Genomic DNA, 6,207 nt, shown 5'->3' with positions numbered 1-6,207 from the left:
AAAAAATCAATTATTTTCTGTAAAAAACCAGTTGTCTTCGTAGACACATCATCCGCAAAAGCAGGTTCTGCAACACAAAGCATCAACGCAGCCATAAATAGAGAAAGCGTTAAATAACGTTTATTCAGATTTAATTTCAACATCTTTTGTTTCCTTTTCATTTGATACAGTGCCACGCATGGCGTATTGAGGATATATAATGATTTCTTCAGGTGTGATAGTCGTCTTATTCTCCTTTTTAATCATTTCCTTTACAGAGGGAACAATAAAAATTTTTTTATTATCAGGAGGGCTAAATCCTATACGTTGTACATAACTTGTATTATTAAATTCAGGTTCTGGCTTTACTCCTGTTTCTGGATTGCCGGAATAATAGCAACTCAGCCCACGCACTAAGTCGCCACCTCGTTTATAACAGTCAACCAGTATTTTTTCTGATACCTTAAGATTTTCGCATGGATCAAACATTTTCTCTGCTGTTGTGCCGAACTTTGCAAAATTGGTACTTGTTATTTGCATAAGTCCTACAGAGTAACGATGATTCCGTAATTCAATGTTTTTAACGATCTTAAGTGCTGCCTCCTTTGATTCTGGAAAGTAAGATACTACGCCTTTATCACCAGGTTTGCGTTTAACCTTTGGTATTATTTCCGCAATTGCATATGGGTTAAAACCTGATTCAACCCTGGCGACTTCGTGCGTTGTGTCGGGATGAACGCTGGCAGCGCATTGCATGGCAAGCGCAAGAAAAGTAGAAGTAGATAACATAAATATTCCACATTCAGAACACCGGGGCGCTATCACTCGTCAGGAATATCAGCCCCATGAATAAGCTCTTTCATCGCCTGAGATTTGTATTTTTTAATAAGATACTGAACAAAACCAGAATCAGAGATACGCCTCCCCCTCTTGAAACTTATTTCAATTGCAATTTTTTCAACTTCAACACGAACTTCTGTAGGAAGGTAGAGTACATTGCGTTGCGGTTTCCGCTTTCCTTTTATAGCTGTCATTTTTTAACCTGTCGTATTTTCTGTTACACACATAGTCGGCAAAGACTTGTCCACGCTTTGAAGCGTCTGCAAGGAGAAGTATTTTTGCCAGACAGGAGTTATTCATCAGGCTTAAATTCATCGAAAAAATATTCTCCTGCTCTTTTACTTCATTTATGACACTCAGAGGAACTTCAGCAGGATATTCACCAAAACTGACCAGTCCATAAACATTTTTCATCCGGGTAAAGCAGGATGGATGTACAACCTCAAAATCCAGAAGAACGAATACATAACCGGGAAACATTGGCATGATTTGTCCCCTGTATGCACTACAGTCACGCCTCTTATAGAAAGTGCGTATAACTGGATTGTAGTAAGCGATACCGCTCCGGGATAACTGCAACAGAACCGACTGATGAAAATGCGGAGAACACTGAAGCAGGTAAAACTGTTTCTGTCCTTTCATACTCAATCCCCGATATACAGATGTGACAAAACACAAGCCAACCGTGGTTGCTTGTGAGAAATCACGCCCCTATGAAGAGAGACTTTTTACTATTGCGCGAAGTTTATACTACAAGTAGCTTATGCTAAGTTCAACACATAAAACAGATCTTTCGATCTTGATAAATCAATTTTACTTTCATTTATTCCACATAATCAATGAAACACAGAATATTCATCTTTTGCAGATCTGTTTTTTAGATCGATAGATCGAATGATAGCTAAAACGCAGAATTTCGATCTGTTTTTAAGGCGAAAAGATGATCACACGAACTAAAATAAAGATTTTTCTTTCATAATCAATATATTAAATCTTATAAACTCCAAAACTTAATCCCTGTTTTCAGCTTCTGTTCTGACTGTAACGTGGATGCTTTCTGCTGCGTAAACTGCGCCATTCGCTGTTGTTGCTTCAGCAGCATATCAGGGCTGTTCAGTACCAGCTCTTTGCTGGCTGAAGGTGTTCTGTCTACGCCCTTAACCCCCAGATTTTCTAACTGCCACTCATTTCTGTGAACCGTTTTCCAGCCATGCTGAACACCGTTTTTATCGAGCGCCGGGATTTTTACTTCTTTCTGACCAAGTTTCTTCAGTCTGACAAGATCACCTGCTTTAACGCTTTCCCGCGAACATAAGTCCCCAAAATCAGCCCCCCAGTATGTTTTCTCAACCCCCTTGTTAAGAGTCTTTAGCTTTATAAAATGTTGCTTAGACTTTGTTTTATCGTTCTGATAATGGTCGTAGCCAACATCAACAACCTCATAAACACCTTTCTGTCTTTTTGGTGCTGTATTATGTGCATCTTTAACAGACTGATTAAGTCCATGCTGTTGCTTATGGGTCGCTTTAACGTCATAACCTTTTAACTTCAACTCTTCACAAAAACCTGTACGAATTTCCCGTAAATCTTTTTTCCTGATGTCAGCGCGTTTACCGTCATTATCTCGGATACGAAAAACAACATGAACGTGAGGATGTTCTTTCTTGTCACAATGATATCCAAGAACAAAACGGTGATTAGGATATTTTTTCTGCATCGTTTTCCTGACAGACTCCAGCAAATCTTCAGGCTTTACTTTCGCTGAAACTGGAGGCGAGAAGACAATATTCTGTGTGATTTTTTTATTTTCTTTACCTTTATCATTCATCACATGCTGAGGATCATTAGCACGATCTATCATGTGCTCTTTAGCTTCCAGAATTTCGTCACCCGTCCATACCCGACCGCTTTCACTCATCACTGGTAGCTCTGACTCACGGCTCATATAATCAATACTGTTCCGAATCCCCTGACGAGTAACAGCACCTCCAGATATTTTGACAACAACCTCCTTACTGGCACCCTTGCGGTTGATACGTTCCTGAACATTGCGGCTATAGTTCTTTCCACCATTTTTGACTTTGTGAGCGAAAGCTGACTTACGACCATTTTCTGATGACTTTCGTTTAACACGATGTTCTTTATCAACGTAAACGCCCATAATCACATCTCCACTTTATTTGAAACAGTTCTCCCTTTACATAACATAATGTAATTCTCAAACTGATTCTTAAGATTAAAAATTTCTGTTGTAAGACGCTCCGCATCCTGATAGAAACCATCTTTATCAAGAACCCTGGTCTGATCATTAACAATGATATGATGGAAATTACGACCGATCTTATCAATTGAATTACGGCAACGATTCATCATCAGCAGTTCCTGGTCAAAGAAATCCAGTTCATTTTCAAGTGTCGTCTGTATGCGGTAACGACATTCTCGTGATAACGTCCATCCGTGACGATTAGCAGCTCTTTCAATATCAGCCCTTTGTTTACCTGTTAAGTACATCGTTGTTTTGATAAAATCATTATTATCAAAAAACGTATTTATATCCTTACTGACAGCTTTACTTTTTAATAAAGCATTTGCTAAAAGTTTCATGCCTTTAGCTACTGTTAAAGCTGGTTCATCCGGATAAAGAGTTTTAAGGCAATCCAGCAAATCATCATGCTGATTTTCATCAATTCTGAATTGAACTTTTTTCATAAAATTCTCCAACAAGAACCGACTGTAGGTCACCGGGAAAATGTTGCGGAATGGCGTCAGAGACGTCATTTTGCGGCGTTTGCCCTATCCTGCATCGCAGTGAATCTGGCGCCGCTCATAAATTGTGCTTGAGCATCAACAAAAATGCAAAAAGGCTGATGTTGTCATGGCTGAACATACGTACGTCTGCGACCGGAAACCCGATCAATGCGGTAAGGACAGTGCCGTCAGGTTCGCTCCGCGAACGGTCTGGCAGGAAGCGCAAGCGCAGTCCCGCGCAATATATCAGAAAGCACCTCCCGAAATACGGGAGGGCTTCGGCTATTCAGCTAAGGTTGCTCTGTTCAGGTTGCTGAGTGTAGCCTTCCATGCCCTGACGGGCATCAAAAAGCCAGCGCCGGAAGTTACTCATTCTTTCAAGGTTAGCTTTGCTTGGTTTTTTGCCACGATTACCACTTAATATCCGCCAGACTCGTATTCCTGCTTTATTAGTCCAGTGCAGAACAATTTCTCCTTTGCTGTTAAAAGCAAGAGAAAAGCGTACAGCGCCTTGCCGCAATTCTCCACTGACAAAGGACACAAAATCATGTTTTGTCATAAAGCCTCCGGTTTATTTATCTGTTCTCTTTTGTGTCTTTTTTTCCAGTGCTTTTCTGAGTAATGCCATATACTCAGGAAAGACATGGAATGGCATCAAAGGGAAAACCGGACGCCCACCCTTTTCAACGTCATTTATTGCTGATAATATGCGTTCCGACATTTTATTCCTCGCAATAGAATCAGGTGTCACGGTATCAGGTTGCCCCACAACCTGATACCATCTTTATCTTTACTTTATTAACTTCTCAATTGCTTCTTTTTTTGCTTTCTCCTGTTCTGATGGTGGGTATGCAAGGTCATACCAGTTATCAATACAACGAATAACTCTTTCTTTAGATAATCCACATTGCTCAAGCCAAAATTTTATATTTCGGTTTAATGATGCTTTTGCGCTAAACTCTCTTTCCATTTTCAGACCTTTACTAAAAGGGGGAATATCCCCCCTGATTAATTAGTAGTAAGAAGAAAATCGATGTTTTTCTTCCGGTAGAGTTTTATACGCAGTTTCAAAATCTTCGATTTTGATTGCCAGCTCATCACCAAAATCTTTTATCTGGCGCTTAAAACATTCACCAGTAAAATCATTTAAAACGGGAGTTTTAAAGCCGACCATTGAATCGGTATATTCTGAATTAGCGCGAATCTCGCGAACGGTGACGGTTTTTTTACCGTGAACAGAAAGAACCTGGTAGAAGGTTACATTGGTTTGCTCATAGCCCCATGATGATACAAAGATATCACCAACAGAGACAGTATCATTTTTAAAAGTTAATACTTTCATTTTTAGCTCCCGCCCAGCTTGGGCTCTGGATGAAAGAGAACCTGTTTCCCTTTCTTGTGTTTTATTATACCTGCATTTGCAGGTATGGCAAGTTATTTTTTTACCAGCCTGTAAGACGGATGCATATTTGCTAATAACAATAAATACTGATATTCACCAATAGATAAAGAACGACTGGCCTTACCTGCACTTTCTTTCATCTGCCAGGAATTCAGTTGATAACCAAAAATATCAGCAGCTTCTTTAAGAGTAAGACCTGCCGCAACCCGCGCATTCTTTACTTCTTCAGGTGTAGGTTTATTCTGCATTTTCATCCCCTTTTGTCAGACAATCACACAAAACCCCATTATCCAGAAGCATCAATGATGCCAGGTTGAGTTTTTCGTCCATTATCAATTTTCTTACTGTTTTCCTGCTTTTAGTTTTATCAATCGTCTTAACATATTTTAAGACGTGAAAAACCGTATCCCCATCTTCATCCATCGTTCTGATTACATAGGAGTAATTACCTCTGTTTTTCTTAATTATCTTATCTTTATCCATATTATTCCTCATAACTAAAAAAGGGGCTTAATGCCCCTTTTTATCTATAACACGGTATGTAACCCTGTTTCCTGTGTAAATAAACGCGCTAACTGATCACAATAGATATTATCGAATCTTGAAATATCTTTAACTTCAGCACCACGTACACGAGAAAATTTCACCTGGTACGTATCAGTAAAATCCAGTTTAATTTTTACTAAGTTGATGCCTTTCATTGCAAAATTTGACGGCAAACGGAAAGTTAACCCACACTCACCGTTTTCATCAAAGTAAGAAAAACTTTTAGCACCAGTCATAACAATAAAACGATTACCACCAAGTTGACGTAAAATCTCTGTGGCTACAGATTTAGCGTAGTTTTGCATTTTTAACCTCCCGCCCACTTTGGGCTCTGGATGAAAGAGAACCTGTTTCCCTTTCTTGTGTTTTATTATACCTGCATTTGCAGGTATTGCAAATTTTTAATGCTCTCGCTCTGACTGTAAACAGTCAATCATTTGATGATTAATCTTAGCGCAAATCTGCGATCTGATAGACTTCGCTGCTTTCCCTTCTTCCAACGGCAATAACGAGTAAAACGACTTTCTCATCAATGACTTGGTATACAAGTCTGTAGCCAGATGCACGAAGTTTGATTTTATAGCGATCAGCATGACCATGTAACCGGGCTGCGGGTACGCGTGGATTTTCCAGCCGTTCTGCCAGTTTCTTTTTGAATTGTTCACGGATGGTGTGGCCGAGTTTCTGCCATT

The 6,207-nt window shown here is 39.6% G+C and carries 12 protein-coding genes; all 12 read right to left on the bottom strand.

The annotated features are described in order from the left end of the window. Positions 1-83 (bottom strand): hypothetical protein (locus tag ACLQ7T_RS16150; protein WP_420480283.1); only part of this gene is annotated, 83 nt, incomplete at its 3' end. A 37-nt stretch (positions 84-120) separates the two neighbouring features. Beyond that, positions 121-735, bottom strand: coding sequence for a lytic transglycosylase domain-containing protein (locus tag ACLQ7T_RS16145; RefSeq protein ID WP_420480282.1), 615 nt, complete (start codon positions 733-735; stop codon positions 121-123). A 207-nt stretch (positions 736-942) separates the two neighbouring features. Next, on the bottom strand, positions 943-1,461 hold the full coding sequence (locus tag ACLQ7T_RS16140; protein WP_072276631.1) for a transcription termination/antitermination NusG family protein: 519 nt from the start codon (positions 1,459-1,461) through the stop codon (positions 943-945). Between the two features lie 352 nt (positions 1,462-1,813). After that, positions 1,814-2,980: a MobP1 family relaxase gene (mobP1, locus tag ACLQ7T_RS16135; protein ID WP_137689447.1), complete on the bottom strand. Its 1,167-nt coding sequence runs from the start codon at positions 2,978-2,980 to the stop codon at positions 1,814-1,816. Positions 2,981-2,982: 2 nt separating this feature from the next. After that, positions 2,983-3,528, bottom strand: coding sequence for a DNA distortion polypeptide 1 (ddp1, locus tag ACLQ7T_RS16130; protein ID WP_015060502.1), 546 nt, complete (start codon positions 3,526-3,528; stop codon positions 2,983-2,985). A 325-nt stretch (positions 3,529-3,853) separates the two neighbouring features. Then, positions 3,854-4,126 carry a hypothetical protein gene (locus ACLQ7T_RS16125; RefSeq protein WP_000160399.1) on the bottom strand — a complete coding sequence of 91 codons (273 nt, stop codon included), beginning with the start codon at positions 4,124-4,126 and terminating at the stop codon, positions 3,854-3,856. Positions 4,127-4,357: 231 nt separating this feature from the next. Beyond that, positions 4,358-4,537, bottom strand: coding sequence for a hypothetical protein (locus tag ACLQ7T_RS16120; RefSeq protein WP_024133577.1), 180 nt, complete (start codon positions 4,535-4,537; stop codon positions 4,358-4,360). Between the two features lie 42 nt (positions 4,538-4,579). Further along, a complete protein-coding gene (locus ACLQ7T_RS16115; RefSeq protein WP_000866648.1) occupies positions 4,580-4,909 on the bottom strand; it encodes a hypothetical protein in 330 nt (109 codons plus the stop codon). A 92-nt stretch (positions 4,910-5,001) separates the two neighbouring features. Next, positions 5,002-5,223, bottom strand: a complete 222-nt coding sequence (locus ACLQ7T_RS16110; protein WP_001328106.1) for a hypothetical protein — start codon at positions 5,221-5,223, stop codon at positions 5,002-5,004. Next, a complete protein-coding gene (locus ACLQ7T_RS16105) occupies positions 5,207-5,452 on the bottom strand; it encodes a hypothetical protein (RefSeq protein WP_000356546.1) in 246 nt (81 codons plus the stop codon). Before ACLQ7T_RS16105 ends, ACLQ7T_RS16110 begins: the two co-directional genes overlap by 17 nt. Before the next feature lie 44 nt (positions 5,453-5,496). After that, entirely contained in the window at positions 5,497-5,820 is a 324-nt protein-coding gene (locus tag ACLQ7T_RS16100; protein ID WP_001181903.1) for a hypothetical protein, read from the bottom strand. A 145-nt stretch (positions 5,821-5,965) separates the two neighbouring features. Continuing rightward, positions 5,966-6,207, bottom strand: a 242-nt coding sequence (locus ACLQ7T_RS16095) for a type II toxin-antitoxin system RelE family toxin (protein WP_420480281.1), incomplete at its 5' end; no start/stop codon positions are given.

This window comes from Brevundimonas sediminis (genome assembly GCF_048799765.1).
GTDB lineage: Bacteria > Pseudomonadota > Alphaproteobacteria > Caulobacterales > Caulobacteraceae > Brevundimonas.
Note: the sequence above shows the minus strand (reverse complement) of the source record. Positions and strands in the feature narration are given on the sequence as shown.